Below are 23,873 nucleotides of genomic sequence, written 5' to 3' on the forward strand. Positions count from 1 at the left end.
TATTATGTCGCCGACACGTTGCCGCTATCGATGTCAAGCGCCGTTACGTGTTCAGCGGATTCCTGATGTGCACGTTTAGCGGCAGGCGCGCGCGCACGGTGCAGATTCAGCGCAGTATTGATGATGCCCACATGGCTGAATGCCTGCGGGAAATTACCCAGCATGCGGCGTTGATGCGGATCATATTGTTCCGCCAACAAGCCAACATCGTTACATAGACCGGCAAGATGATCGAACAGCGCGCGCGCATCATGATCGCGCCCCAGCAGTACATAAACGTCGGCAAGCCAGAAAGAACAAACCAGAAAAGCGCCTTCGCCTGGGGGCAGACCGTCTACGCCAGCGTCGCTATCATAGCGTAGCAATAAACCGTCCTTCATCAGTCGTTTCTCGATGGCGGCGACGGTGCCCAGGAAGCGCGGATCATCAGCCGGCAAGAATCCCGTCAGAGCTATATGCAGAAGACTGGCATCCAGGCTGGTGGCGCCATAATGCTGAACGAAGCTGCCCAGCACGGGATCGTAGGCTTTGCTGCAGACCTCGGCGTGGATTTCGTCGGCAATACGCCGGCAATTATCGGCAAATTCCCTCCCGTTCTTCATGGCGCCCGCAACCGTTGAAATACGGTCGAAGGCCACCCAGGCCATCACTTTGGAATGTGTGAAGTGTTGCCGCTGAGCTCGTATTTCCCAAATGCCTTCATCAGGATTGCGCCACGCCTGCTCCAGAAACGGCACGATAACCTCTGCAATGGCTTCGATGCGGGGATGTGGAGGCAAATGCCCTTCTATGGCCTGGGCCATGGCATCCGCGACTTCACCGAACACATCGAGCTGTGTCTGGGTGGCGGCGGCGTTGCCGATGCGTACAGGTTGGGAATTCTCGTAGCCGCTTAACCAGGGCAGTTCGAATTCCGGGAGGTGCCGCTCGCCTGCGAGTCCGTACATGATCTGCATTTGATCCGGGTTACCGGCGACAGACCGGCTCAGCCAGTCGCGCCACGCGCGGGCCTCATCGAAATAGCCCAGGCTCATGAAGGCAAGCAGCGTCATCGTTGCATCACGCAACCAGCAGTACCGGTAGTCCCAGTTGCGCTGGCCACCAAGCTTTTCAGGTAGAGATGTGGTGGCAGCGGCGACAATGCCACCCGTTGGCAAGTAAGTGAGGGCCTTGAGCGTCAGCAATGACCGTTTTACCAGAGCTGAATAAGGTCCCACGTCTGGGCACCGACTGGAAAATTCCTGCCAGAAATATTCAGTCTGGGCCAGCGCGGCCTTGACGTCGAAAGGATCGGACAGCCGTTCGTGCGACGGTTGATGTACCAAGGTAAATACCTCCCGTTCGCCTTCGGTGACCGTGAAATGCCCGATGGTTTCGGGTCCATGGCCTTCCAGCGGGACGTCGCAGCGCAGAACCAGCAAGTCAGGGCCGGCAACCGCGGTATGTGTTTGCGCATCAGGACTTTCCACCCATGGCACTGTGCGTCCGTAGTTGAAGCGAATGAGCAGATCCACGTCGAAATGAACCGTGCCTTTTACACCCACCACGATACGTACAATACCCTGCAAAGCCAGACTCGATGGCATGAAATCAATAAGCTTGGCTACGCCCCCATCGGTGGTAAAAGTGGTTTCAAGTATCATCGTGCCATCGCGGTAGGCACGTTCCGTGCGCCTTACCGGATTAGACGGCGCTATTTTCCAGCGACCATTATCGCGAGTGCCCAGCAGAGCAGCAAAACACGCCGCAGAGTCAAACCTTGGAAAACAGAGCCAGTCGATTGAACCCTCGTTGGATACCAGCGCTGCTGTTCGGCAATCGCCCAACAAGGCATAATCTTCGATCCTGACAGTCATAAAGTTCCAAAAAATAATGCATATTCATTTCAAGCAAGACTTCCCATCACCCTAACCGTAGCAAGGGCGAGAAAATCATGCCATTATTGATTTAAATCACGACGACGTTTACTCTATCTTTTAATATAAAACAGCTGCTCCTGTATTGCTACCCAAGCCAACAGGTGTAATTTGCGCAAATCTCCACGAGGTATCCATGAGAACCATACTTGTTCCAGTCGACGGCTCCGAATCTTCCAATCGTGCTGTAAAGGCCGCAATCAAGGCTGCCGGCGAATTTGGCGGGGCCACGCTGCACATCGTGACCGTGCACCCTCCTATCGTCTCGGGCAACGTCAAGCGCTTCTTTTCCATTGAAGCCCTCAATGATTATTACCAGGACGAAGGCCGCAACGCCCTGCTTTCCGCCAAGGCACTGCTGGATGAAGCTGGCGTGACCTATACCGACGAGATCGCGGTAGGGCCAGTGGCCCAGACCATTGCCGATGTCGCCAAGAAAAAAGGATGTGACCTGATCATCATGGGTACGCGCGGCCTGGGCGCAGTCACCGGTTTTGTACTTGGCTCGGTAGCCACCAAGGTGCTCAGCCTTGTGGATATTCCGGTGGCTCTTATCAAGTAAACAATCAGGCCGGATCGGCATTGTGCCAGCCACCGTAGCTGGCGATAAGCGCATCGGCCTGTTCCGGCCCCCAGCTTCCCGGTTCATACGGCCATGAAGGATGATGGTGAGTAAGCACCGGCGCAAGCACTTTCCACGCAGACTCAATGGCCTGCTGGCTTGTAAACAGGGCCCGCTCGCCAGCCATGGCGTCCGCCAGCAGGCGTTCATAGGGCATTTCCTCGAACGGGTCCACATCCAGCAGATACAGTTCGCGCTGGTCGCCCACGAATTCCTTGCCCGATCTCTTTACCCGCGCCGCCAAGGCCACGGCTGAATTGGGCGAGATGCGGAATCGAATGTAGTTGGCCCGCCCATCCATCGGCTGCGAGTCGGAAAACAGTTTTTGTGGTGGTGCCTTCAGTTGCACCAGAACCTCTGCCACATTCTCGGCAAGGCACTTGCCGGACCGCAGAAACCAAGGCACGCCCGACCAACGCCATGAATCGATGAACAATCGCAGTGCGCTGAACGTTTCTACGTCGGATAGCTTATCGACATGCGACTCCTGCCGGTAGCCGCGATATTGTCCGCGCACGAGGTCATCGGCACGTACCGGCCTCATCGCCTGGAAAACCTTCGCCTTTTCGGAATGCACAGCCGCATAGCCCTGGTATGCCGGCGGCTCCATGGCCAGCAGGGCAACGATCTGGAATAGGTGATTCTGAATAACATCACGCAGGCATCCGGCACTCTCGTAGAATGCGCCACGATTCTCGACTCCAAAGGTTTCCGCCAGCGTTATCTGCACGCTTTCGACATGGTCTCTGTTCCAGATTGGCTCAAGAAAGGAGTTGGCAAATCGAAAATACAGGATGTTCATGATCGCTTCCTTGCCCAGGAAGTGATCGATCCGGAATATAGCGTCCTCCGGAAACACCGAACATGCCACCTCGTTAAGCCGGCGTGCCGACTCCAAATCGCGGCCGAATGGTTTTTCAACAATGACGCGCGCATTTTTCGCTAACCCTGCCGCGGCCAATCCCGTCATGACAGTGGCAAACAATGAAGGGGGAATGGCCAGGTAATGGATAGGACGCGCACACCTGCCCAGAGCGATTCTCAAATGCTCAAACGACGCGGGATCTTTATAGTCGCCGCTCACGTACTGCACCAGCCCCAGCAAACGGTCGAGCGCCGCTGTATCATCAATGCCGCCTGAGAGCCGGAGACTGTGTTCAATACGCTCGCGTAGTTGTTGATGGGTCAATGGCGAAGACGCCACGCCCACAACTGGAACCGCCAACGTTCCCTTCTTGACCATGGCATAAAGGGCTGGAAAAATTTTCTTCTGCGCCAGATCGCCCGTCATCCCGAAAAGCACCAGACAGTCCGACCCTTCGCCGCGTTTCCCGAATGCAGTCATGAACTGGAACCTTTGGGCTTTTCCACGTGCCCACCAAACTGTTTTCTCATGGCCGACAAGACGCGGTTGGCATAATCGGCATTCCCGCGCGATTCGAACCGCGAAAACAACGCGGCGCTGAGAACCGGCGTTGGCACTCCCTGATCCACGGCCGCCGCCAGTGCCCAACGCCCTTCTCCCGAATCGGAGACATGGCCGGTGTAATCGTCGAGTGCTGCATTGCCCTGCAGCGACCTGGCAGTAAGATCGAGCAACCACGAGCCGATCACGCTGCCGCGTCGCCATAATTCAGTGATTTCCGGTAGATCGAGGTCGTACTGGAAATGTTCGGGATGCCGCAAGGGAGTCGTTTCGGCATCCGACTCACGGATATGCTTGCCAATATTCGCCTTGTGCAGCATATTCAACCCCTCCGCGTAGGCGGCCATCATGCCGTATTCGATGCCGTTGTGAACCATCTTCACAAAGTGGCCCGCACCATGCGGCCCGCAGTGCAAATAACCCAGGTCCGCATTGGTCTGCATCCGACCAGGAGTGGCGGGTACAGTATCGGCGCCAGGCGAAAGCGCGGCGAATATGGGTTCCAGATGCGCAAACGTGGTGCTCTCGCCCCCCACCATGAGGCAATAGCCACGTTCCAGACCTGCCACGCCACCGCTGGTGCCCACGTCCATGTAATGAATGCCGTGGCCAGCCAGCTCGGCGGCCCGGCGTATATCGTTGTGATAAGACGAGTTGCCCCCGTCTATGATGATATCGCCTTGATGCAGCATGGGCGTCAATTGCCCGAGTACGCTGTCGACGGCGGCGGCGGGTACCATTAGCCATATAATTCGCGGAGCAACCAGCTTGGCAGCAAGATCATCCAGCCCGCTGCTTGCGGTAGCACCGAGCTCGACCAATGACTTCGATGCGGCAGGATCGGCATCGAACACCACGCATTCGTGGCCGTTACGCAGCAGACGCTGCGCCATATTGCTGCCCATGCGGCCCAAACCCACCATCCCGATCTGCATTGTTGTTCTCCAGAAAAATAAAACCTTAACCTATAACATCGTAGATTGTTTCGTTGACTCTTTTCCACGAGGTAATGTATGCCCTTCCCATCCTACCAGTACGCGCCTGCCTGGGAGATTGACCAGTGGATCAATACCCGCGACGAACTAACCGTGGAATCTTTTCGAGGACGCGTAGTGGTCCTGCATGCATTCCAGATGCTTTGTCCTGCCTGCGTCAGCCATGGAATCTCGCAGGCGAAAGCCATACATAACGCCTTTCCCCTCGACAAACTGCGCGTTATCGGCCTGCATACGGTGTTCGAGCACCATGAAGCCATGGGGCCGGTTTCTCTCAAGGCATTCATCCAGGAGTACCGGATACCTTTCCCTGTCGGCATAGATCGGCGACAGGGCGACGACCCTATTCCGCTGACTATGCGCGCGTATGGATTGCAAGGCACCCCCAGCCTGATCCTGATAGATCAAAAGGGGCATATAAGATTGCATCATTTCGGGCAGCTGGACGATTTGCACGTGGGCGCGACCATAGGCCAGTTACTCACTGAAGGCACCGCATGACGATCAGGACTTCTTGTTCATCAATGTCGACAGCAAATCCACTGGTATGGGAAAAACCAGGGTAGAGCTCTTGTCACCCGCCACTTGGGTCAGCGTCTGCAGATAGCGGAGCTGCATCGCGGAGGGCTGCACGGCAAGAATCTCGGCGGCCTCCATCAACGCCTGCGCCGCCTGCTTTTCACCTTCGGCGTGAATGACCTTCGCGCGGCGTTCGCGTTCGGCCTCGGCCTGACGGGCGATGGCGCGCACCATATTTTCGTTCAGGTCAATGTGCTTGATTTCGACATTGGTCACCTTGATACCCCACGAGTCGGTTTGCGCATCGAGTATCTGTTGAATATCGAGATTGAGCTTTTCACGCTCCGATAGCATCTCGTCGAGTTCGTGTTTGCCGAGCACCGCGCGCAAGGTCGTCTGCGCCAGCTGACTGGTGGCTTCCAGATAGTGCTCGACCTGGATGATCGCCCGGTCTGGAGCCACGACCCGGAAGTAGAGGACGGCATTGACCTTAACCGAGACGTTATCGCGTGAGATGACGTCCTGCGCGGGCACGTCCATGGTGACAACACGCAAGTCCACCCGCACCATTTGTTGCAGTACCGGTATTACGAAGATCAGTCCAGGCCCCTTCACCTTGGTAAATCGTCCCAGGGTGAAAATTACACCCCGCTGGTATTCGCGGAGGATCTTGATAGCATTGAACATCACCAGCAGTACGAAGATGATAATAACGGTCAAAACAATATTGACGCCGTAGAACATGGTTATTCCCCTGAGTTAATGCCGCATCATGGGTGCCGGTCCGGCACGAGTCACTTGTAAAGTCAGCCCGTCCATGGCAACCACGCGGACACGGTCGCCCGGGGATAGCGGTTCCTTGCTGCGTACCCGCCAACTCTCGCCACGAAGCTCTGCGTACATGGTGCCATCGAGCACATTGGTTACTACGCCTTCCAGCCCCAACATCTGTTCACGTCCGCTGACGATCGCGCTGTTGCGTGCACGAGATACCATGATGCCCGTCAGCATGATGAGGCCTGCACAGGATATGGCAAAGCCGACAAGGAACGGGATTGATAAATCGAACTCAGCGATCCCCGTATCGGTAAGGAATAAACCTCCCAGGATGAACGCAATTATTCCCCCAAGCCCCAGAATACCGAAGCTGGGTAAGAAAGCTTCGGCAATCATCATCGCGGCGCCTGCAGCGGCAAGAGCGACACCGGCCCAATTCACTGGCAACATCTGGAACGCATAAAGACCTAGCAGTATGCAAATCAGGCCTGCCACGCCCGGCAAGGCAATCCCCGGACTGGTCAGCTCGAAAAACAGTCCGTAAATGCCTACCATCATCAGAATCAGTGCAATCTGGGGGTTAGCCAGCAAGGACAGCACCCTGGTACGCCAGTCCGGTGCAATGCGCACGATCGTTGCGCCGGCGGTGGCAAGCTGTACCGATTCACCTTTCTCCAACTTGACCGTACGCCCGTCGATTTTCTGAAGCAGATCATTGGTGTCGGAAGCGATCAGATCTATGACCCCTGCCTTCAGCGCCTCCTGCGCAGGCAGGCTGCTGGCCTCGCGCACCGTCCTCTCGGCAAAGTCGGCGTTGCGCTCCCTAAGTTGTGCAAGACTGCGCAGGTATGCCGCCGCATCATTGGTGGCCTTATTCATCATTGTGCTGCCGCCTGCTTTCTTGTCAGCCTCCGCTTCAGGCGAAGGGGATGCGCCGCCACCTCCGATGGAAACGGGCGTGGCGGCGCCCAGATTGCTGGCCGGCGTCATGGCCGCCACATGGCTGGCATATAGGATGAAAGTTCCGGCGCTTGCCGCGCGTGCTCCGCCTGGCGCGACGAACGTAGCCACGGGAACCGGTGAAGCCAGGATTCCGCGAACGATGGATCTCATGGAGGAATCCAGCCCACCCGGCGTGTCCAGCTCAATAACGAGCAATGCCGCACGTTCCTGCGCCGCTCGCTGCAAGCCCCGGATAATGAAATCGGAAGATGGCGGGCTGATGATGCCATCGACCTGAAGCACCATGACAGTGGAGGCAGAATTGGTCGACGCCGTCGCGTCGGGCGCCGTCGCGCTTGACGATGTCATCTCGTCCGCGGCAATGGCAAGCCCGGGAGTCAGTACCGCCAAACCCAGTGCGGCCAGCACCAGGGCGCCTATGATCGTTTTGATTCTGATCATGTCCGCCTCCTTGATGAGGGAACATTCAGTATAGGCCCATTATTTCAGTTGCCAAGACCCGCGCATGGTTGTGTTCGATATCCTTGGCCGCGTATACCAGCGTGATCGGCTTGCCCTTGGCCGATTCAACCAGGTGATGCATGTGCTGTCGTTGTTCCGGGGCCTGCAACTCCAAACGATAACGTCTGCAAAACTCGTCCCAATGGGAAACCTTATGCCCAAACCAGGTTCGCAACGACGTGCTGGGTGCGAGCTGCTTGCTCCACTCGTCGAATAAAACTTCAGTGCGCGACATACCACGGGGCCAAAGACGATCAACCAGAACGCGATAGCCGTCACTGGCATCAATGGGTTCGTAAGCCCGTTTTATACGGACGTCCGGGTGCTTGCGTCCATCATGCAATGTCACGGCTGTCATCCTCTTGACAAGTTGGTGGCTAGCCTGCGTGCGTCATGTTGATGGGGACGATCCATGCATCGTATTCCTGCGCACTGACGTATCCGAGTTCGAGTGCCGCCGCACGCAAGGTGGTCTGCTCTTTCTGGGCTTTCTTGGCGATGGCTGCCGCCTTGTCATAACCAATATGGCGATTCAGGGCCGTTACGAGCATGAGGTTCTTCTCCAGGTTTTCGGCGATTCGCTCGCGATTCGGTTCTATTCCGACCGCGCAGTAGTCATTGAAGGCAAGACAAGCGTCGCTTATCAAGCCGATGCTCTCCAGTACGTTATGGACCATGACGGGCTTAAAGACATTAAGCTGGAAATTGCCCTGGCTGCCGGCGAAGGCCGTCGCGGCATCATTGCCGAATACCTGTACACATACCATAGTCATGGCCTCGCACTGGGTGGGATTGACCTTGCCCGGCATGATGGATGAGCCGGGCTCGTTATCAGGTATGCTCAATTCACCTATGCCGCAACGCGGTCCACTGGCCAACCATCGCACATCATTGGCCATTTTCATCAGCCCACCCGCCAGGGTGCGCAGTGACGCCGATAGGCCGACCAGTGCATCGTGCGCCGACAAGGCAAAGAATTTGTTGTCGGCAGAACGGAAAGGCAAGCCCGTCAAGCTTTCGATACGTGCGGCCGCCACCTCGCCGAAGCGGGGGTGGGAGTTCAGGCCGGTACCCACGGCGGTGCCTCCAATTGCCAGGTCATAGATGCCGGGGAGATCGGACTGTATCTGAGCCAGCGCGAAGTCGATTTGCGCCACCCATGCACCGATCTCCTGGCCCAGTGTTATAGGAGTGGCATCCTGCAAATGGGTGCGGCCGGTCTTGACCACATCGTCGAACTGGCCTGCCTTGCCTGCAAGCGTGTCGCGCAACTTGCCCACCGACGGAAACAGCCTGAGCGCGAGTTCTTGCGCTACCGCAATATGCATCGCGGTGGGAAAGGTATCGTTCGATGACTGACCCCGATTCACATGATCGTTCGGGTGTACGGGAACTTTGCTACCGCGCTCGCCGCCGGCCAATTCAATGGCACGATTGGCGATTACCTCGTTGGCATTCATATTGGACTGAGTGCCGGACCCGGTCTGGAAAACGACCAATGGAAATTCACCGTCGAGCCTGCCATCGATGACCTCATCGGCCGCCCTGACGATGAACTCGGCAATTTCCATGGGAAGCTCGCCGAGATCGGCATTGGCCTGTGCTGCCGCCTTTTTCAGGATACCCAATGCAGAAATGATGGGGGACTGCCACTGAAACCGTGCAATGCCTATGGGAAAGTTCTGGATGGACCGTTGGGTCTGTGCGCCCCAATATCGTTCGGCCGGAACGTCGATTTCGCCCATGGAATCAGTTTCTTTACGCGTTGCCGCCATCACACGCTCCTTATGCTGGTAGGTGAAAGTACAGTAGCCTTAACTATACGCCTGCAACCACAAGGGCGCTAAAGCTCAGAAGCGCTCAGACCATACCGCTGACACATCAAGCATGCGGTTAGCAAATCCCCACTCATTATCGAACCAGACAAACAGATTGGCAAAGCCATCGCCATTGGTGCGCGTCTGACTACCATCGATGATGGCGGAATGCGGATTGTGGTTGAAGTCTATCGAGGCATGCGGATGATTCGAGTAGGACAGCAGGCCGGGATACCGATTTGTCGATTCCATCAATAGTGCATTCAACTGCGGCGCAGTGACGTCGCATGTCAGCTTCACCATCACGTCGATGGCCGACACGTTCAATATAGGCACCCTGATGGCCTTGGCCTGAACCTTGCCAGCCAGTTGCGGCAGAAGCCGCTCTACACCCTGCGCCAGTCCCGTGGCTACCGGAACGATAGATTGCATGGCAGAGCGTGTGCGGCGCAAATCGGCGTGATGGTAGCCGTCGATAAGAGGCTGGTCGTTCATGACCGAATGCAGCGTTGTCAAGAAAGCATGATCGATGCCATATGCATTGTCCAGTTCGGACAGCACAGGAATAATAGCGTTCGTCGTGCATGACGCATTCGACACGATGCGCTCGTGCCCCGACAAGGCGTCGTGGTTGATGCCAAAAACGACTGTTGCGTCCACATCGGTGGCGCTGTTCCCCGGCTGCGAAACCAAGACTCGGGGGCATCCGGCATCGATGAAGCGCTGGATTTCATGGCGGGCGCTATAGCGACCCGAGCACTCAAGCACGATATCGGGGGCAAGCTTCACCCAATCCACCTCTTCGGGCATACGCGCGTGACTTACCTGGATTTCCCTGCCATTAATGATAAGGCAGTCAGCCCCTTGCTCGATCTTGCCCGGAAACACGCCGTGGGTGGAATCGAATTGCGACAAATAAGCCATGGTGGCCAGGTCGGCCGGCTCATTGATGCCAACGATCTGAAGACGATCTTTCAGGGGCGACTCGTACAGCGCACGCAACACACAGCGACCAATACGGCCATAGCCGTTGATGGCAAGACGAACAGGACGACTCATGGGTAAATGCTCGAAGGAAAAAGCCAGGAAAAAGCGCCACGACCAGCTGGTCGGACACGCGGACCATTATTAGAACACCAAGCAAGTTCTGCCTATGGAATACGTCAAGCAGGACGACAATCAGAATGTGACGGAGAACCCACCATCAACCACAAGGATATGGCCATTCACATAAGACGCGCTGGACGACGCCAGGAATACGGCGGCTCCGCCGATTTCGTCCGGCCGGGCCCAGCGTCCCAGTGGATTGCGGCCCACCACGATGGGACCCTTTACCGGATCAGCCGCCAGTGCCGCATTGGATTCTGTGGCGAAAGTACCCGGCGCTATTCCGTTGCTTGTAATGCCGCGGGGTCCGTATTCCACAGCAAGCGCTCGTATCAAACCGCACAAGCCTTGCTTGGCGATGGGGTAAATAGCATCGCCCATGCGGGCGAGCTCGCCGGCAATCGATGTCAGCGTGATGAGTCGACCCTGAATGCGGTTGTCAGCCATGGCCGCGGCGGCGAGCCTGGACATTTGCACGGCGGCGATCAAATCCACGTTGATCAGTTCAACGATATCCCGAAGCGTCGCTTCGCCCAAAGCCTTGCGTATCCGTATGCCGACATTGTTGACCAGGATATCGGGAGTGCCAATCTTCCTGCATAACTGCGAGAAAGCGAGCTCTTGCTCCTCCAGCCGGCTGATGTCCTGCACGTACGGATGCACATCGTGGCCTTCGGCAGTCAGGGCCTGCACGATGGCCGCGACGCGATCGCCATCGCGGCCATTGATCACGATGCGTGCACCGCTCGCGGCATAAGCCCGGGCTATGACGAGTCCCAAGCCTTGGGTAGAGCCGGTTATCAAGGCGGTTTTCCCCTGGAGGGAGAAATCCGGTTTACAAGACGTGCTCATGACTGGCCCGCCTCGGTGACTTGCGCCGCCTCATTGAACCGCCTGGCCGCCAACCACAAGCGCGTACAATCGCTGGCGCGCTGGCGCAGGAAAGCGGATGTGTTCTGGCATGCGTCCTCCAGCGTGATGGGGCCGGGGACCAGGCTGAACGCCGCTGTGATCCCAATTTCGTACAAAGCTTCGTAGCCTTCACCCAGCGAGCCTGCGATGGCAATGACGGGAATGCCTAGCCGACTGGCGTACCTGGCCACGCCGGCGGGAGTTTTGCCCAGAAGGGTCTGGGCATCCATGCGACCCTCGCCGGTAAAGACGAGGTCTGTGGCATCCAGTGCCTCGACAAGGCCTGAAAGCTCGGCGATAAGTTCGACACCAGGCCGGAAAGAGGCGTCAAAGCAGGTTTTCACTGCAAATCCCAGGCCGCCGGCTGCCCCCATGCCCGGAGTATTCTTTTCGTCTTTGCCCAGTTGCGCCGCACATATCTGCGCAAAATGCAAAAGCGCGTCGTCCAGCACTGCCACGTCGTCCGCCGATGCGCCTTTTTGGGGTCCAAAAATGGCAGACGCGCCGCGTGGTCCGCACAGCGGGTTATCGACGTCGACGGCAATCTCGAAGCTGACATCGCTCAAACGCCTGTCGAGACCTTCAAGCCCTATTCGCGCCAAGCGCTTCAGCGCGGCACCGCCCAAAGGAAGTTCGTTACCGCTGTCATCGAGCAGACTGGCGCCGAGTGCCTGAAGCAAGCCCGCACCCGCATCGTTGCTTGCGCTTCCACCCAGACCCAGGACAATATGACGGGCACCTGCATCCAGGGCCTGGTGTATCAACTGGCCGACGCCATAACTGGTCGCCTGCAATGGTCGGCGCTGTGCCGCCGGAATCTGTTCCAGGCCTGCCGCCGCAGCCATTTCTATAAAGGCTGTGCCATTGCCCAGCCACGCCCAGCTCGCTTCGCAGACTTGGTCATTGGCGTTGCGCACTCGCGCGCAGCGACGTTCCCCTGATGTTGCTGCCAACACGGCGTCCAGCGACCCTTCACCCCCATCGGCCATCGGCACGCACATGATGTCGGCCTCTGGCTCTGCATCACGCACGCCTGCGGCAATGGCTTGTGCCACATCCCACGCACTAAGACTTTCTTTGAAGGAATCAGGAGCAATTACGACACGCATTATGGAACAACCTTACGATACGAAACGGGTGGGAGCGATTTGACCTACGCTGAAGCGGGGGCCGTCACAGCATTACGGGGTGATCCCTGCTGATAGGCCTCGATGTTGTCGATGAGCTGGTCAGCCAGCGCCTGGATGGCCTGCTCGCTGGCCCAGGCTACATGGGGCGTCAGTATGAAATTCGGCAAGTCCAGCAGCTGTATCAGCGCGTTTTGATTGTCAGGTGGTTCCGGTGCTGTCACATCAAATCCGGCGGCACTGATCTGACCCTGTCGCATGGCGTTGGTCAACGCCTGCTCGTTGACCAGCCCGCCCCGCGCCGTGTTGATCAGGATAGGTTTGCGGTGCATCAGGGCAAATTCACGCGTACTGATGAGGTCGCGTGTTTGCTCGTTAAGCGGGCAATGCAGAGTAATGACATCGCTATCAGCCAGGAACTGGTCAAACGGCGTGTAGCCGCCGGGTGGATGCACGTCACCCTTGCGGGCCGCGAACAAGACACGCATGCCCAACGCTTGGGCAATGCGGGCCACTGCCTTGCCCAACGTGCCATTGCCGACAATTCCCAGCGTCGAGCCGGCCAGGTCTTTGATGGGATAATCGAAGTAACAGAACTGCTGCGCATCGTACCAGCGTCCGGCCTTAACGGATTCGCGATACGCCACGATACTGCGACGCAATGCGAATATCAGTGCAAACACATGTTCAGGTACCGTGTTGATGGCGTATCCACGTATGTTGGAAACCACAATACCCTTGAGCGCGCAGGCAGCGAGATCAACATTGTCGGTGCCTGTCGCGGCAACCGCCACCATTCTCAAGTTGCTGGCCTGCTCTATGGCCTCTTGTCGCAAAGGCACCTTGTTGGTGATGACGATATCGGCATTCGCAATGCGCTCGGCAACCTGGTCGCGGCTGGTACGGCCATAGATGGTGAGCTGGTGATCAAACGCGATAGGCCGCAAGACGGTTCGCGGCGATATGGTCTCGCGGTCCAGGAAAACAATTTGCACGGGGCGTTGAGTCATAAGACATCCTATTCCTAATACAAGACGGCCGTCACACCATTGCGGCCTATCCTATATAGTAATAGGAATCTCTCTTTGTTCCGCAACAACGGATATCCTTTATGCCGCCAAGAATTTATCCCATCACTGATTTCTTTCGCAACCCGGCAAGAGGTTTTTTCCGGATTTCTGACGACGGGGCGATGCTGGGCTTCATGGAACCGGTCACAATAAGCGACCACGCCCCGCGAATGAACGTTTTTGTTCAAGACTTGGATGGCAGCACACCGGTCGGTGCGCCCAGACAACTGACTCACGAAACCGAACGCGACATCAGCCAGTATTTCTGGAAAGGCACAGACACCATCATCTATGAAAAAGACTTCAAAGGCGATGAAAACTTTCACATTCTGACCGTCGACACGCGAACCGGAAAGCTAACCGACCTCACGCCGTTTGCGGGTGTGCGCGCGAGCATCGAAGACGACTTGCCCGACGATCCCGACCACGTCCTGATCAGCCATAACCAGCGCGATCCGGAAGTATTCGACGTCTACAGGGCAAACATACGTACTGGACAACTGCTGCTGGTCGCCCAGAATCCGGGAAATATCATAGGCTGGCAAACCGATCACCAAGGAAAGGTACGAGCCGCTATTGCCAGTAACGGACTGGATAGCACCCTGCTATACCGCGACAACGAGACCGAGCCGTTTCGGCCTATTCTTTCCACCAACTTCCGCACTGTCGTTAGTCCGGAGTTTTTCACCTTCGACAATAAAAAGCTTTATTCGCTAAGCAACCGCGGACGCGACTGTCTCGCACTGGTGATTATCGATCCGGCACATCCGGATAACGAAGAACTGGTCTTCGAGGTGGCGGGAGTTGACCTGGATGGCGCAGGCTATTCACGTTTGCGACAGGTCCTTACTGTAGCGACATACCAGACTGACAAGCCGAAGTACCACTTCTTTGACGACCTCAGCGCACAGCGCCACGCCCGCATATGGGCAAAGTTGCCTGGATACGAAATCGCGCTTCAAAGCGGCACACGCGATGAAATGAAGTTCATCGTGGCGGCCTATAACGACCGTACACCGGGCAGCCGTTATATCTATGACGCAGAGAAGGACACGCTGGACAAGTTGGCCGACATCAACCCGGCGCTGCCTGAAGAAGATATGGCAACCGTGCAACCCGTGACGTATCAATCACGCGATGGCCTCACCATCCACGGCTACCTGACGCTGCCAGTGGGCCGCAGGTCAGAAAAATTGCCGTGCATCATCAATCCGCATGGCGGACCATGGCTTCGGGACAGCTGGGGTTTCAACGCCGAAGCCCAGTTTCTGGCGAATCGTGGTTATTGCGTATTGCAAATGAACTTCCGGGGTTCGACCGGCTATGGCCGCAAGTTCTGGGAAGCCAGCTTCGGACAATGGGGCTTAAAAATGCAAGACGACATCACCGACGGAGTGCAATGGCTTATCAAGCGGGGCATTGCCGATCCGGCGCGCATCGCCATCTATGGCGGTAGTTATGGCGGCTATGCCACCCTGGCCGGTATTGCCTCGACACCCGATCTATACGCGGCAGCGGTCGATTACGTAGGGGTGGCCAACCTGCTTACCTTCATGAACACAATACCGTCCTACTGGAAACCGATGCTGACCAAAATGCACAGCATGGTGGGCGATCCGGTTGTCGATCGCGAGCGGCTCGAGGCAACCTCACCAGCGCTCAAAGCCGACAAAATCAAAACACCCTTGTTCATTGCCCAGGGAGCCCATGACCCGCGGGTCAATAAAGCCGAAAGCGACCAAATGGTCGCGGCCTTGCGCTCAAGGGGCGTAGAGGTTGAATATATGGTCAAGGATAACGAAGGCCATGGTTTCCATAACGATGAGAACAAATTCGAGTTCTACGAAGCCATGGAAGCCTTTCTTCGACAACATCTGGACCCTCGGTGACCTGATCCTTCTACTCGAACCCTTACCGTGGCGCTCACCCAAAGCGCCCAACTTGCACGGAGTCTTGTCACAATGAAGTTATATTACTTGCCCGGCGCATGTCCTTTGGCTTCTCATATCGTACTCGAATGGATAGGCAAGCCGTACGAAGCGCAGCCCGTTGGACGCGACGAAATCAAGCAGGCGCCCTTTCTGGCATTGAATCCATTGGGCGCTGTTCCTGTCCTTGAGGATGGGGATTTTGTTCTGACACAGAGCGGCGCCATTCTTGAGTACCTGGCAGAGCTCCACCCCGAGACGGCCCTGATGCCAGACAGCCTGCGTGAAAAAGCCGACACCCGCCGCTGGCTGGGATTCTGCAATGCAGATCTGCACCGCACATTCGCTCTGATATTTGGTGTCGGTTATTACACAGATAATGCTGACTTCCAGCATCAACTCGTCGCCAGGACCGCGGCAAAACTGGTACAACTATTCGGTGTCATGGACAAACAGCTGGAAGGCAAGCAATGGGTAACAGGGAAAAGGTCTATCGTCGACCCTTACCTTTACACGGTATTGCGCTGGGCCCATGCGAAAAACGTGGACATCGGCAATATGAAAAACTTGCAGGCATTCGCGACCCGCATGGACAACGATCCGGGCGTCCGCAGGGCATTAAGTGCACAGGGCTTGTCATAGCAGCGGGCCAAAGCCGGTCAGTCGCAAGCCTTGCTTAAGCGCCCAGGTAAGCCTTGCGAACCTCATCGTTGACCAATAGATTGGCACCGGTATCGGCCAGCACGACTTTGCCGGTTTCCAGCACATAGCCTCTATCAGCAACCTGCAATGCTTTATTGGCGTTCTGTTCTACGAGAAATACCGTGACACCCTGATCCCTGATCGTGCGAATGATATTGAATATCTGAGTAATGATCAGGGGTGCCAGCCCCAGCGTCGGTTCGTCGAGTAACAACAACTTGGGCTTGGTCATCAGCGCCCGTCCGATAGCCAGCATTTGCTGCTCGCCGCCCGACATGGTCCCTGCTCGTTGATTGGAGCGCTCTTTCAATCGCGGGAACAAAGTATATACATGATCGACACCCTCGTCGATTTCCCTGGAACGCAGGAAAAAACCGCCCATTTTCAGGTTCTCGGCCACTGTGAGTTCCGGAAAGACGCGACGGCCCTCCGGCGAAATGGCGATGCCCCGCCGCATGATGGTGTGGGTTTCAGCCTGAGTGATGTCTTCATTTTCGAAGAACACCGAACCGCTGCGTGCGCGCGGCGACCCACAAACAGTCATGAGCAATGTGGTTTTGCCTGCGCCATTGGCGCCGATCAAGGTTACGATCTCGCCCTTGTTGACTTCGACCGAGACATCGTTAAGCGCTTGGATGGCACCATAGTAAGTATGTATATTTTGGAGCTTAAGCACTTATTCTTCCCCCAGATACGCTTTGATGACACGAGGGTCACAACGAACCTCAGCAGGCAGCCCGGTAGTGATCGGCCTGCCGTTTTCCATAACCATGATGCGGTCCGATACGCCCATGACCAGGCTCATATCGTGCTCGATCAGCAAGACGGCCACGTCGAATTCCTTGCGCAACTGGTCTATGAGCTGCTGGAGCTCGCGTTTTTCCTGAGGATTGAGGCCCGCAGCCGGTTCGTCCAGCATCAGCAGCCGGGGCTTGGTGATCATGCATCGTGCGATCTCTAATCGTCGTTGATGACCGTAGGCAAGATTCCCCGCTTCCCGATTGGCGTACTGCCGGATACCCATGAAATCCAGCCAGTCGCCGGCGCGCTGCAATGCCTCATCTTCGGACCGGCGATAAGATGGCAATTTAAGCAAGCCATGCAGCAGGCCGGTCTGGATCCGCGTATGCTGCGCCACCAGCAGATTCTCGAGCACCGTAAGATTCTTGAACAGCCGAACGTTTTGGAATGTCCGCACCAGCCCCTGCTGCGCGACCTTGTGGCTGGGCAAGCCGGTAATCGGCTTGCCGTCCATCATGATATTGCCTGATGACGGTTTATAAAACCCGCCTACGCAGTTGAAAACGGTGGTCTTGCCAGCGCCGTTCGGTCCAATGATCGCGAACACTTCGTCGCGCTTCACCTGGAACGCCACCTGATCCACGGCCAGCAGGCCGCCGAATCGCATGGTCAACTCAGATACCTCAAGAAGTACATCGGTCATACCTTCAGCTCCACATGGGGGCGCTTGACCGGCAATAACCCCTGCGGACGCCACATCATCATCAAAACCATTACCAGTCCAAATATCAACATCCGGTATTCTGCAAACTCACGCGCTATTTCCGGCACGACGGTGAGCACGATAGCGGCGAGAATCACGCCAACCTGAGAACCCATGCCACCCAACACGACGATGGCCAGAATAAGCGCGGACTCCATGAAGGTGAACGATTCCGGATTCACCAGCCCTTGGCGGGCAGCAAAGAAGGCTCCGCCCAGACCTGCGAACATGGCGCCCATCGTGAATGCGGAGAGCTTGACGCGGGTTGGATTCAAGCCTAGCGACCGGCAGGCAATTTCGTCTTCGCGCAAGGCTTCCCAAGCTCGGCCTATGGGCATGCGTATCACCCGATTGGATACGAACAGGGCCAGCAAGGCGAGGGCCAGAGCCATCAGGTACAAAAACACGATGACATCCTGGGTGGCGAATTCCCACCCGACCAAGTCATGGAACGTGGTCTGCCCTTCGGGCGCCCGCCGGGCCATGGGAAAACCGAAAACGGTGGGTTTCGGAATGCCGGAAATTCCGTCAGGCCCACCTGTCAGCCCATACAGATTGATCAATAGCAATCGGATGATTTCACCGAACCCCAATGTAACGATGGCCAGATAATCACCACGCAATCGCAGCACCGGAAAACCCAACACAAAGCCGAACAAGGCCGCCATTGCGCCGGCCAGCGGCAAAGCCTGCCAAAATCCCCAGCCGGCCCAGTGAAACAACAAGGCGTAGGTGTATGCACCGACGGCATAGAACCCCACGAATCCAAGGTCAAGCAAACCAGCGAAGCCCACCACGATATTCAGGCCCAGGCCGAGCATGATATAGATAAGCACCAACGTGGCGATATCGACCTGGGCTCTTCCGGTAAAGAATGGAAATATGATGGCAATCGAAACCAGCAAGAAAATGAGTCCGCGCCTGGCTGAGTCGGAAAGCACCGGAAGCGCCCGTTTCACGGCCTTCTTGGCAAACAGCCGGGCGAAGAAAGGCCGCAGTACGAGTTGGAACACGAACACTATGGCCATGCCGACTAGGATAATGTTCCAGTCCGGTTCCAGATGCGTTTGCATCCCCACGCGGGCGATTTGCAGTCCGAATACAGGCGCGATGATGACGCCAGCCATGAAGGCCGCGATCAGCGCATTTTTTATGTTGTTACCCATTACACTTTTTCCACTTCGGGTTTACCCAACAAGCCGGTCGGGCGGAACAGCAAGATGAAGACCAGCAAGCCGAAAGCGACAATATCCTTGTACTGCGACGAGATATAAGCCGCTGCGAAGGTTTCAGCCAGGCCCAGCAACACCCCACCGAGCATGGCGCCGGGAATGCTGCCGATACCGCCCAATACCGCGGCGGTAAAGGCCTTGATGCCGGCTAGAAAACCGATGAAGGGGTTGAGTTTGCCAATGGCCAGCGCGATGAGCACACCGCCCACGGCCGCCAGCATGGCGCCTATGATGAACGTGAATGAAATGATGCGGTTGGTGTCGATACCCAGCAAATTTGCCATGCGCAAGTCCTGCGAACACGCACGCGATGCGCGACCTATGCGCGAGTATTTGATGAAGAGGGAAAGCGCAACCATCAGCACCACGGTGACCACAATGATCATGATGCGCGAATACGGTGCCGTAATGATGAAATCGGTTCCCAGCTTGAACTGCACCGAGCCGGTGACGAGCGCCGGTACCGCCATATCGCGGGCGCCCTGGCCGATTGCAACCCAGTTTTGAAGAAAGATGGACATCCCGATGGCTGATATCAGCGGCACCAGGCGTGGTCCCCCGCGCAGCGGCGCGTAGGCGACTTTCTCGATTGCATATCCGTAGACGCCGGTGACCAGTACCGCGATGATCAGCATGATAAGGATAATGACCGGCAACGGCAGGCCACTGTTGACGCCAATGGCCGAAAGCGTGACCAGGCCGACATAGGCGCCGATCATGTAGATTTCGCCGTGAGCGAAATTGATCATGCCGATAATGCCATAGACCATGGTGTAGCCAATGGCGATAAGCGCGTAAATTGCGCCGAGCGACAGCCCGTTGAATAGCTGCTGCGTAAGCTGGGGAAGAAGTTCAGACATAAAACCGGTATTCCGATGCGTCAGCGGGAAATAGTGCACCCGCCGGCCGAGGAAGAAAAGAAATGCTCCAGCCCAGAAAGGGCTGGAGCACAGAGTACGGCAATTAGAACTTCAGCTGCTCCATGTTGCCAGTCTTATCCCACTTGAAGACGGCAAACTCGAACTTTTTAAGGTCGCCCTTTGCGTCGTATTCCACCTTACCGATAGCAGTATTGAACGGATTGGCGTGCATGTAGTCGGCCACTTTGGCCGGGTCGGTGCCCACGGCATTGATACTGTCGGCCAGGATTTGAACTGCTGCATAGGCAGTAAGTGTGAATGCGCCGTCGGGACTACGTTTGGCCGTCTTGAAGTGTTCGAGCACTTTTTCGTTGCCGGGAAGCTTGGTGAAGTCGGCTGGCAAGGTGACCAGCAGTCCATCGATGGCAGGGCCGGCAATGGCCACCAGGTCTTTGTTGGCAACGCCTTCCGGACCCATGAACTGCGTCTTGAGGCCTTGTTCACGCGCCTGGCGTAACAAGAGGCCCAGTTCCGCATGGTAGCCCCCGAAATAGATAAGGTCGGGATTGAGCGACTTGAGTTTTGTAATGACGGCGGAATAGTCGCTATCGCCAACGTTGATGCCTTCAAAAAAGGCAACGTTGACGTTGTCCTTGGCAAGGCTGTCGCGGACCTGACTTGCCACGCCCGAACCGTAGGTTTGCTTGTCGTGCAAGATAGCCACGGATTTGGGTTTGAGCTGCTTGGCAATATAGCCGGCGGCAAATGGACCCTGCTGATCGTCGCGACCTATGGTGCGGAAGAAGTAATGCGGCTTGATCGTGTCGGTAACCAGGGGCGATGTGGCTCCCGGAGTGATGGCGACTATGCCCTCCTGCTCGTACACATTCACGGCTGGAACGGTGGTGCCCGAGCAGGCATGGGCAACAGCGAACTTGGCGCCTGAATTGATGACCCGGTTGGCTGCCGGCACCGCTTGCTTGGGTTCGCAACCGTCGTCGATCAGGAGGGGCTCAAGCTTCATGCCCTTGACGCCGCCAGCGGCATTGATGGCTTCGATGGCTGTCAGGGCACCCGCCTGGATCTGGTCGCCGTACTGCGTCGCGGGACCGGTCATGGGCTGAGGGATACCGATCTTGATCGTATCAGCGGCGTGAACGCTACCGGCAAATGCCATGGCGCTGATGGCCACCACGAATGGTGTAACTCTTTTTATGAACTTCATGCCTACAGATCTCCGGGTTCAGCCTGCCGTACTTCGTCTTCATGTTTGGAAGACAACTACCAAATACGGCCAGCCATGATGTTTAGCTTCCGCCTCGAACGGCTAGCGTATTCTGCCGTTTCATCATCCCGATGTCACTACGGATAAGCCCTTACCGCCGGAAATTCAAAACCCCTTGGATCCGGTGCTCGCCCGGATAAGAGAGAGCACCCTGTGTTGACCACCGGTTGATCGGATAGCGCGCTGGCACATTGCCACTACGATCAGCCCCATGGCCAGCGCTGCGACAAAAAAACTGCTATCCGATCATGCGCACAAACCGCGTGGACGCACCACGATTCATTTTGAAAATTCGTTTGATAATTCGGCGGCCCGGGTGGCGGCTGCCCGCATTGCCGACTGGATAGTGTCGAAAAACTGTCGATCTTCCAATACCGCGACCGCGGCGGCGGTAGTTCCGCCCTTGGAAGTGACGCGCTCACGGAGCACCGCCAGACTTTCGTGTGACAACGCGGCCAACTGGGTCGATCCGGTCAGAGTCGCCAGCGCCAGGGTCCGCGCCTTGTCTTCGGATAGCCCCTGGCTGACACCACCTTGTATCAAGGCATCGAGAAACAGGAAGACATAAGCGGGACCGCTGCCCGACAAGGACGTGACCACATCGATGTCGTGGTCGTCGTCAACCCATACCGTATCGCCTACCGCCCGCAGCAACTGCTGCGCCATTACCTTGTCGTCGTCGTTGACGCCATCCATCGCCATCAGGCCGCTGGCGCCAGCGCCAATGAGCGCGGGGGTATTAGGCATACAGCGGATGATGCGCGTATATGGACGCAATTCGGTGCCCAGCCATCGCGCTATGGAAGTACCGGCTATGCCTGCGGCAATACTGATGATGAGCGTATCTTCCTGCAGGAAAGGTCGACAGCTCTCCACCGCCTCGCGCATCCCCTGTGGCTTGACGGCGAAGATCCAGACACGACGCGTGGCAAGCGTGTCATCGGGCGCGGCGGCGACCGAAACACCCTGCTGCGACCAGCGATCCAGGACGGCGCCATTGGTATCGATGACGTGCACATCGTGGGCGCCGCAGCGCTTTCCGATAAGTCCAGCCCCCAGGGCGGTAGCCATATTGCCCCCGCCTACGAATGCAATAGTGAGTTCTTTAGTCATAGGGTGCATATTGTACGATTTTCGAGATCTGGCTGGGCATATTTACATTGACCTGACCATCTCAACATCGTTACAGTCACGCCAAGGTAACAAACATGTCATAGACTACCCGCCGTACCCGGTCACGACCAATAAATTGGCCAGGAAATTCAAGGAGAAAAACTCATGCGAGCAAAGCTGTTAGCAGTATCGATTGCGGGCGCAATCGCCGCCATGGGCAGCGCCAATGCTGCGACGACTATCAATTTCTGGCACTCGATGGAAGGCGCCTTGGGCGATCGGGTCAACGGACTGGTGGACGAGTTCAATAAAAGCCAATCCGACTACGTTATCAACGCCGTATACAAAGGCACCTACGGTGAATCGATGAACGCCGGCATTGCCGCATTCCGCGCCGGCAATGCTCCCGACATCCTGCAAGTCTTCGAGGTTGGCACGGCCACCATGATGTACGCAAAAGGTGCCATCCAGCCCGTCCAGGAAATGTCCGAGAAGGCCGGCGACCCGATCAATCCGGCCGACTTCCTTGGCGCTGTCGCCAGCTACTATTCGGCACCTGACGGAAAGCTCGTCTCCATGCCGTTCAACAGTTCCACACCCGTTTTCTATTACAACAAAGACGCCTTCAAGAAGGCCGGCCTTGATCCTGAAAAGCCACCAAAGACATGGAAGGAAGTTGCTGAAGCGGGAAAAAAAGTGCGCGCCGCCGGTCTGGAGTGTGGATACACCACTTCGTGGCCTGCCTGGATCCAGCTTGAAACGTTCGGGGCATGGCACAACACGCCATACGCATCCAAAGACAACGGTTTCGGCGGGTTGGATGCACGCCTTGAAATAACAAATCCGCTGTTCCTGCGCCACATGACCGAACTGGCAAAGATGTCCAAGGAAGGCAGCTTCACCTATGGCGGTCGCGGCGATGCACCGAACTCCTTGTTCACATCGGGCAAATGCGCCATGTTCACCGGATCCAGCGGTAACCGAGCCAACATCATCAAGACAGGCAAGTTTGAGTTCGGTACGTCTTCGCTGCCGTACTACGCCGACGTGAAAGGCGCACCGCAGAACACGATCATTGGCGGGGCTTCATTGTGGGTATTCGCTAAAAAATCCCCGGAAACCTACAAGGGTGTGACCAAGTTCTTCAAATTCATATCCAGTCCTGAAAAGGCAGCACAATGGCACCAGGGCACAGGCTATGTACCGGTTACCAAGGCCGGGTTCGAACTGACCGAAAAATCGGGTTTCTATGCCAAGAATCCGGGTTCTGACGTAGCAGTGAAGCAACTGGATGCCACCACGACTGAAAACTCACGTGGCATACGCCTTGGGTATCTGCCGCAGATCCGCGAGATTGAAGACGGTGAAATGGAAAAAATCTTCTCGGGTTCAGTCACCCCCGAAACGGGTCTTGCCAATATGGTGAAACGTGGCAACGAACTGCTGGAGCGATTCGAGAAAAGCGTCAAGTAAGGACTTTGTACTAAAATCGCCATC

The 23,873-nt window shown here is 56.5% G+C and carries 22 protein-coding genes; 5 read left to right on the forward strand and 17 right to left on the reverse strand.

The window, feature by feature from the left end; genetic code table 11:
- Positions 1-2: 2 nt before the first annotated feature.
- Positions 3-1,856, reverse strand: a complete 1,854-nt coding sequence (locus CR155_RS09480; protein ID WP_102069780.1) for a glycoside hydrolase family 15 protein — start codon at positions 1,854-1,856, stop codon at positions 3-5.
- Positions 1,857-2,052: 196 nt separating this feature from the next.
- Here CR155_RS09480 and CR155_RS09485 point away from each other — a divergent pair, with 196 nt between their 5' ends.
- A complete protein-coding gene (locus CR155_RS09485; protein ID WP_102069781.1) occupies positions 2,053-2,478 on the forward strand; it encodes a universal stress protein in 426 nt (141 codons plus the stop codon).
- A gap of 4 nt (positions 2,479-2,482) precedes the next feature.
- Here the strand turns inward: CR155_RS09485 and zwf are convergent, their stop codons facing one another.
- Positions 2,483-3,883: a glucose-6-phosphate dehydrogenase gene (gene zwf / locus CR155_RS09490; protein WP_102069782.1), complete on the reverse strand. Its 1,401-nt coding sequence runs from the start codon at positions 3,881-3,883 to the stop codon at positions 2,483-2,485.
- A complete protein-coding gene (gene gnd, locus CR155_RS09495; RefSeq protein ID WP_102069783.1) occupies positions 3,880-4,899 on the reverse strand; it encodes a phosphogluconate dehydrogenase (NAD(+)-dependent, decarboxylating) in 1,020 nt (339 codons plus the stop codon). The genes zwf and gnd overlap by 4 nt, the downstream gene beginning before the upstream one ends.
- Before the next feature lie 78 nt (positions 4,900-4,977).
- Here gnd and CR155_RS09500 point away from each other — a divergent pair, with 78 nt between their 5' ends.
- Positions 4,978-5,460: a redoxin domain-containing protein gene (locus tag CR155_RS09500; protein ID WP_102069784.1), complete on the forward strand. Its 483-nt coding sequence runs from the start codon at positions 4,978-4,980 to the stop codon at positions 5,458-5,460.
- A gap of 3 nt (positions 5,461-5,463) precedes the next feature.
- Here CR155_RS09500 and CR155_RS09505 read toward each other — a convergent pair whose 3' ends face one another.
- From CR155_RS09505 to CR155_RS09540, 8 genes are all read right to left on the reverse strand, one after another.
- Entirely contained in the window at positions 5,464-6,222 is a 759-nt protein-coding gene (locus CR155_RS09505; protein ID WP_102069785.1) for a slipin family protein, read from the reverse strand.
- Positions 6,223-6,237: 15 nt separating this feature from the next.
- Positions 6,238-7,659: an NfeD family protein gene (locus tag CR155_RS09510; RefSeq protein WP_102069786.1), complete on the reverse strand. Its 1,422-nt coding sequence runs from the start codon at positions 7,657-7,659 to the stop codon at positions 6,238-6,240.
- A gap of 25 nt (positions 7,660-7,684) precedes the next feature.
- Entirely contained in the window at positions 7,685-8,068 is a 384-nt protein-coding gene (locus tag CR155_RS09515; protein WP_233214076.1) for a DUF488 domain-containing protein, read from the reverse strand.
- A 28-nt stretch (positions 8,069-8,096) separates the two neighbouring features.
- The gene (gene fumC, locus CR155_RS09520) at positions 8,097-9,494 is read right to left on the reverse strand and encodes a class II fumarate hydratase (RefSeq protein WP_102069788.1); all 1,398 of its coding nucleotides are present in this window, start codon (positions 9,492-9,494) and stop codon (positions 8,097-8,099) included.
- Positions 9,495-9,569: 75 nt separating this feature from the next.
- A complete protein-coding gene (locus CR155_RS09525; RefSeq protein ID WP_102069789.1) occupies positions 9,570-10,595 on the reverse strand; it encodes a type I glyceraldehyde-3-phosphate dehydrogenase in 1,026 nt (341 codons plus the stop codon).
- 120 nt (positions 10,596-10,715) lie between these two features.
- On the reverse strand, positions 10,716-11,495 hold the full coding sequence (locus CR155_RS09530) for an SDR family oxidoreductase (protein WP_102069790.1): 780 nt from the start codon (positions 11,493-11,495) through the stop codon (positions 10,716-10,718).
- On the reverse strand, positions 11,492-12,664 hold the full coding sequence (locus CR155_RS09535) for a glycerate kinase (RefSeq protein ID WP_102069791.1): 1,173 nt from the start codon (positions 12,662-12,664) through the stop codon (positions 11,492-11,494). The genes CR155_RS09530 and CR155_RS09535 overlap by 4 nt, the downstream gene beginning before the upstream one ends.
- A gap of 44 nt (positions 12,665-12,708) precedes the next feature.
- Entirely contained in the window at positions 12,709-13,692 is a 984-nt protein-coding gene (locus CR155_RS09540; protein ID WP_199171718.1) for a D-2-hydroxyacid dehydrogenase, read from the reverse strand.
- Positions 13,693-13,793: 101 nt separating this feature from the next.
- On the opposite strand from CR155_RS09540, the gene CR155_RS09545 reads away from it, so the two are divergent.
- Together CR155_RS09545 and CR155_RS09550 are read left to right on the forward strand one after the other, a co-directional pair.
- The gene (locus CR155_RS09545) at positions 13,794-15,641 is read left to right on the forward strand and encodes an alpha/beta hydrolase family protein (RefSeq protein ID WP_199171719.1); all 1,848 of its coding nucleotides are present in this window, start codon (positions 13,794-13,796) and stop codon (positions 15,639-15,641) included.
- A 72-nt stretch (positions 15,642-15,713) separates the two neighbouring features.
- Positions 15,714-16,322 carry a glutathione S-transferase family protein gene (locus CR155_RS09550; protein ID WP_102069792.1) on the forward strand — a complete coding sequence of 203 codons (609 nt, stop codon included), beginning with the start codon at positions 15,714-15,716 and terminating at the stop codon, positions 16,320-16,322.
- A gap of 34 nt (positions 16,323-16,356) precedes the next feature.
- On the opposite strand, the gene CR155_RS09555 is transcribed toward CR155_RS09550, so the two are convergent.
- From CR155_RS09555 to proC, 6 genes are all read right to left on the reverse strand, one after another.
- Entirely contained in the window at positions 16,357-17,058 is a 702-nt protein-coding gene (locus CR155_RS09555) for an ABC transporter ATP-binding protein (protein ID WP_102069793.1), read from the reverse strand.
- Positions 17,059-17,826 (reverse strand): high-affinity branched-chain amino acid ABC transporter ATP-binding protein LivG, encoded by a 768-nt coding sequence (gene livG / locus CR155_RS09560; protein ID WP_102069794.1) that lies wholly within the window; start codon positions 17,824-17,826, stop codon positions 17,059-17,061.
- Positions 17,823-19,052, reverse strand: coding sequence for a high-affinity branched-chain amino acid ABC transporter permease LivM (locus CR155_RS09565; protein ID WP_102069795.1), 1,230 nt, complete (start codon positions 19,050-19,052; stop codon positions 17,823-17,825). Before CR155_RS09565 ends, livG begins: the two co-directional genes overlap by 4 nt.
- On the reverse strand, positions 19,052-19,978 hold the full coding sequence (gene livH / locus CR155_RS09570) for a high-affinity branched-chain amino acid ABC transporter permease LivH (RefSeq protein ID WP_102069796.1): 927 nt from the start codon (positions 19,976-19,978) through the stop codon (positions 19,052-19,054). The genes CR155_RS09565 and livH overlap by 1 nt, the downstream gene beginning before the upstream one ends.
- Positions 19,979-20,081: 103 nt before the next feature.
- Positions 20,082-21,203 carry a high-affinity branched-chain amino acid ABC transporter substrate-binding protein gene (locus CR155_RS09575; protein ID WP_102069797.1) on the reverse strand — a complete coding sequence of 374 codons (1,122 nt, stop codon included), beginning with the start codon at positions 21,201-21,203 and terminating at the stop codon, positions 20,082-20,084.
- A 339-nt stretch (positions 21,204-21,542) separates the two neighbouring features.
- Positions 21,543-22,376: a pyrroline-5-carboxylate reductase gene (gene proC / locus CR155_RS09580; protein WP_102069798.1), complete on the reverse strand. Its 834-nt coding sequence runs from the start codon at positions 22,374-22,376 to the stop codon at positions 21,543-21,545.
- A 165-nt stretch (positions 22,377-22,541) separates the two neighbouring features.
- Between proC and ugpB the strand changes: the two genes are divergently transcribed.
- Positions 22,542-23,849: a sn-glycerol-3-phosphate ABC transporter substrate-binding protein UgpB gene (gene ugpB, locus CR155_RS09585; protein ID WP_102069799.1), complete on the forward strand. Its 1,308-nt coding sequence runs from the start codon at positions 22,542-22,544 to the stop codon at positions 23,847-23,849.
- Positions 23,850-23,873 lie beyond the last annotated feature (24 nt).

Origin of the sequence: Pollutimonas nitritireducens, from assembly GCF_002849615.1 — a bacterium.
In the GTDB taxonomy this organism is placed as follows: domain Bacteria; phylum Pseudomonadota; class Gammaproteobacteria; order Burkholderiales; family Burkholderiaceae_B; genus Pollutimonas; species Pollutimonas nitritireducens.

Coding starts and splice junctions, on each gene's coding strand:
- CR155_RS09480 (WP_102069780.1), bottom strand. CDS start 1,856: ATGACTGTCAGGATCGAAGATTATGCCTTGTTGGGCGATTGCCGAACA.
- CR155_RS09485 (WP_102069781.1), top strand. CDS start 2,053: ATGAGAACCATACTTGTTCCAGTCGACGGCTCCGAATCTTCCAATCGT.
- zwf (WP_102069782.1), bottom strand. CDS start 3,883: ATGACTGCATTCGGGAAACGCGGCGAAGGGTCGGACTGTCTGGTGCTT.
- gnd (WP_102069783.1), bottom strand. CDS start 4,899: ATGCAGATCGGGATGGTGGGTTTGGGCCGCATGGGCAGCAATATGGCG.
- CR155_RS09500 (WP_102069784.1), top strand. CDS start 4,978: ATGCCCTTCCCATCCTACCAGTACGCGCCTGCCTGGGAGATTGACCAG.
- CR155_RS09505 (WP_102069785.1), bottom strand. CDS start 6,222: ATGTTCTACGGCGTCAATATTGTTTTGACCGTTATTATCATCTTCGTA.
- CR155_RS09510 (WP_102069786.1), bottom strand. CDS start 7,659: ATGATCAGAATCAAAACGATCATAGGCGCCCTGGTGCTGGCCGCACTG.
- fumC (WP_102069788.1), bottom strand. CDS start 9,494: ATGGCGGCAACGCGTAAAGAAACTGATTCCATGGGCGAAATCGACGTT.
- CR155_RS09525 (WP_102069789.1), bottom strand. CDS start 10,595: ATGAGTCGTCCTGTTCGTCTTGCCATCAACGGCTATGGCCGTATTGGT.
- CR155_RS09530 (WP_102069790.1), bottom strand. CDS start 11,495: ATGAGCACGTCTTGTAAACCGGATTTCTCCCTCCAGGGGAAAACCGCC.
- CR155_RS09535 (WP_102069791.1), bottom strand. CDS start 12,664: ATGCGTGTCGTAATTGCTCCTGATTCCTTCAAAGAAAGTCTTAGTGCG.
- CR155_RS09540 (WP_199171718.1), bottom strand. CDS start 13,692: ATGACTCAACGCCCCGTGCAAATTGTTTTCCTGGACCGCGAGACCATA.
- CR155_RS09545 (WP_199171719.1), top strand. CDS start 13,794: ATGCCGCCAAGAATTTATCCCATCACTGATTTCTTTCGCAACCCGGCA.
- CR155_RS09550 (WP_102069792.1), top strand. CDS start 15,714: ATGAAGTTATATTACTTGCCCGGCGCATGTCCTTTGGCTTCTCATATC.
- livG (WP_102069794.1), bottom strand. CDS start 17,826: ATGACCGATGTACTTCTTGAGGTATCTGAGTTGACCATGCGATTCGGC.
- CR155_RS09565 (WP_102069795.1), bottom strand. CDS start 19,052: ATGGGTAACAACATAAAAAATGCGCTGATCGCGGCCTTCATGGCTGGC.
- livH (WP_102069796.1), bottom strand. CDS start 19,978: ATGTCTGAACTTCTTCCCCAGCTTACGCAGCAGCTATTCAACGGGCTG.
- CR155_RS09575 (WP_102069797.1), bottom strand. CDS start 21,203: ATGAAGTTCATAAAAAGAGTTACACCATTCGTGGTGGCCATCAGCGCC.
- proC (WP_102069798.1), bottom strand. CDS start 22,376: ATGACTAAAGAACTCACTATTGCATTCGTAGGCGGGGGCAATATGGCT.
- ugpB (WP_102069799.1), top strand. CDS start 22,542: ATGCGAGCAAAGCTGTTAGCAGTATCGATTGCGGGCGCAATCGCCGCC.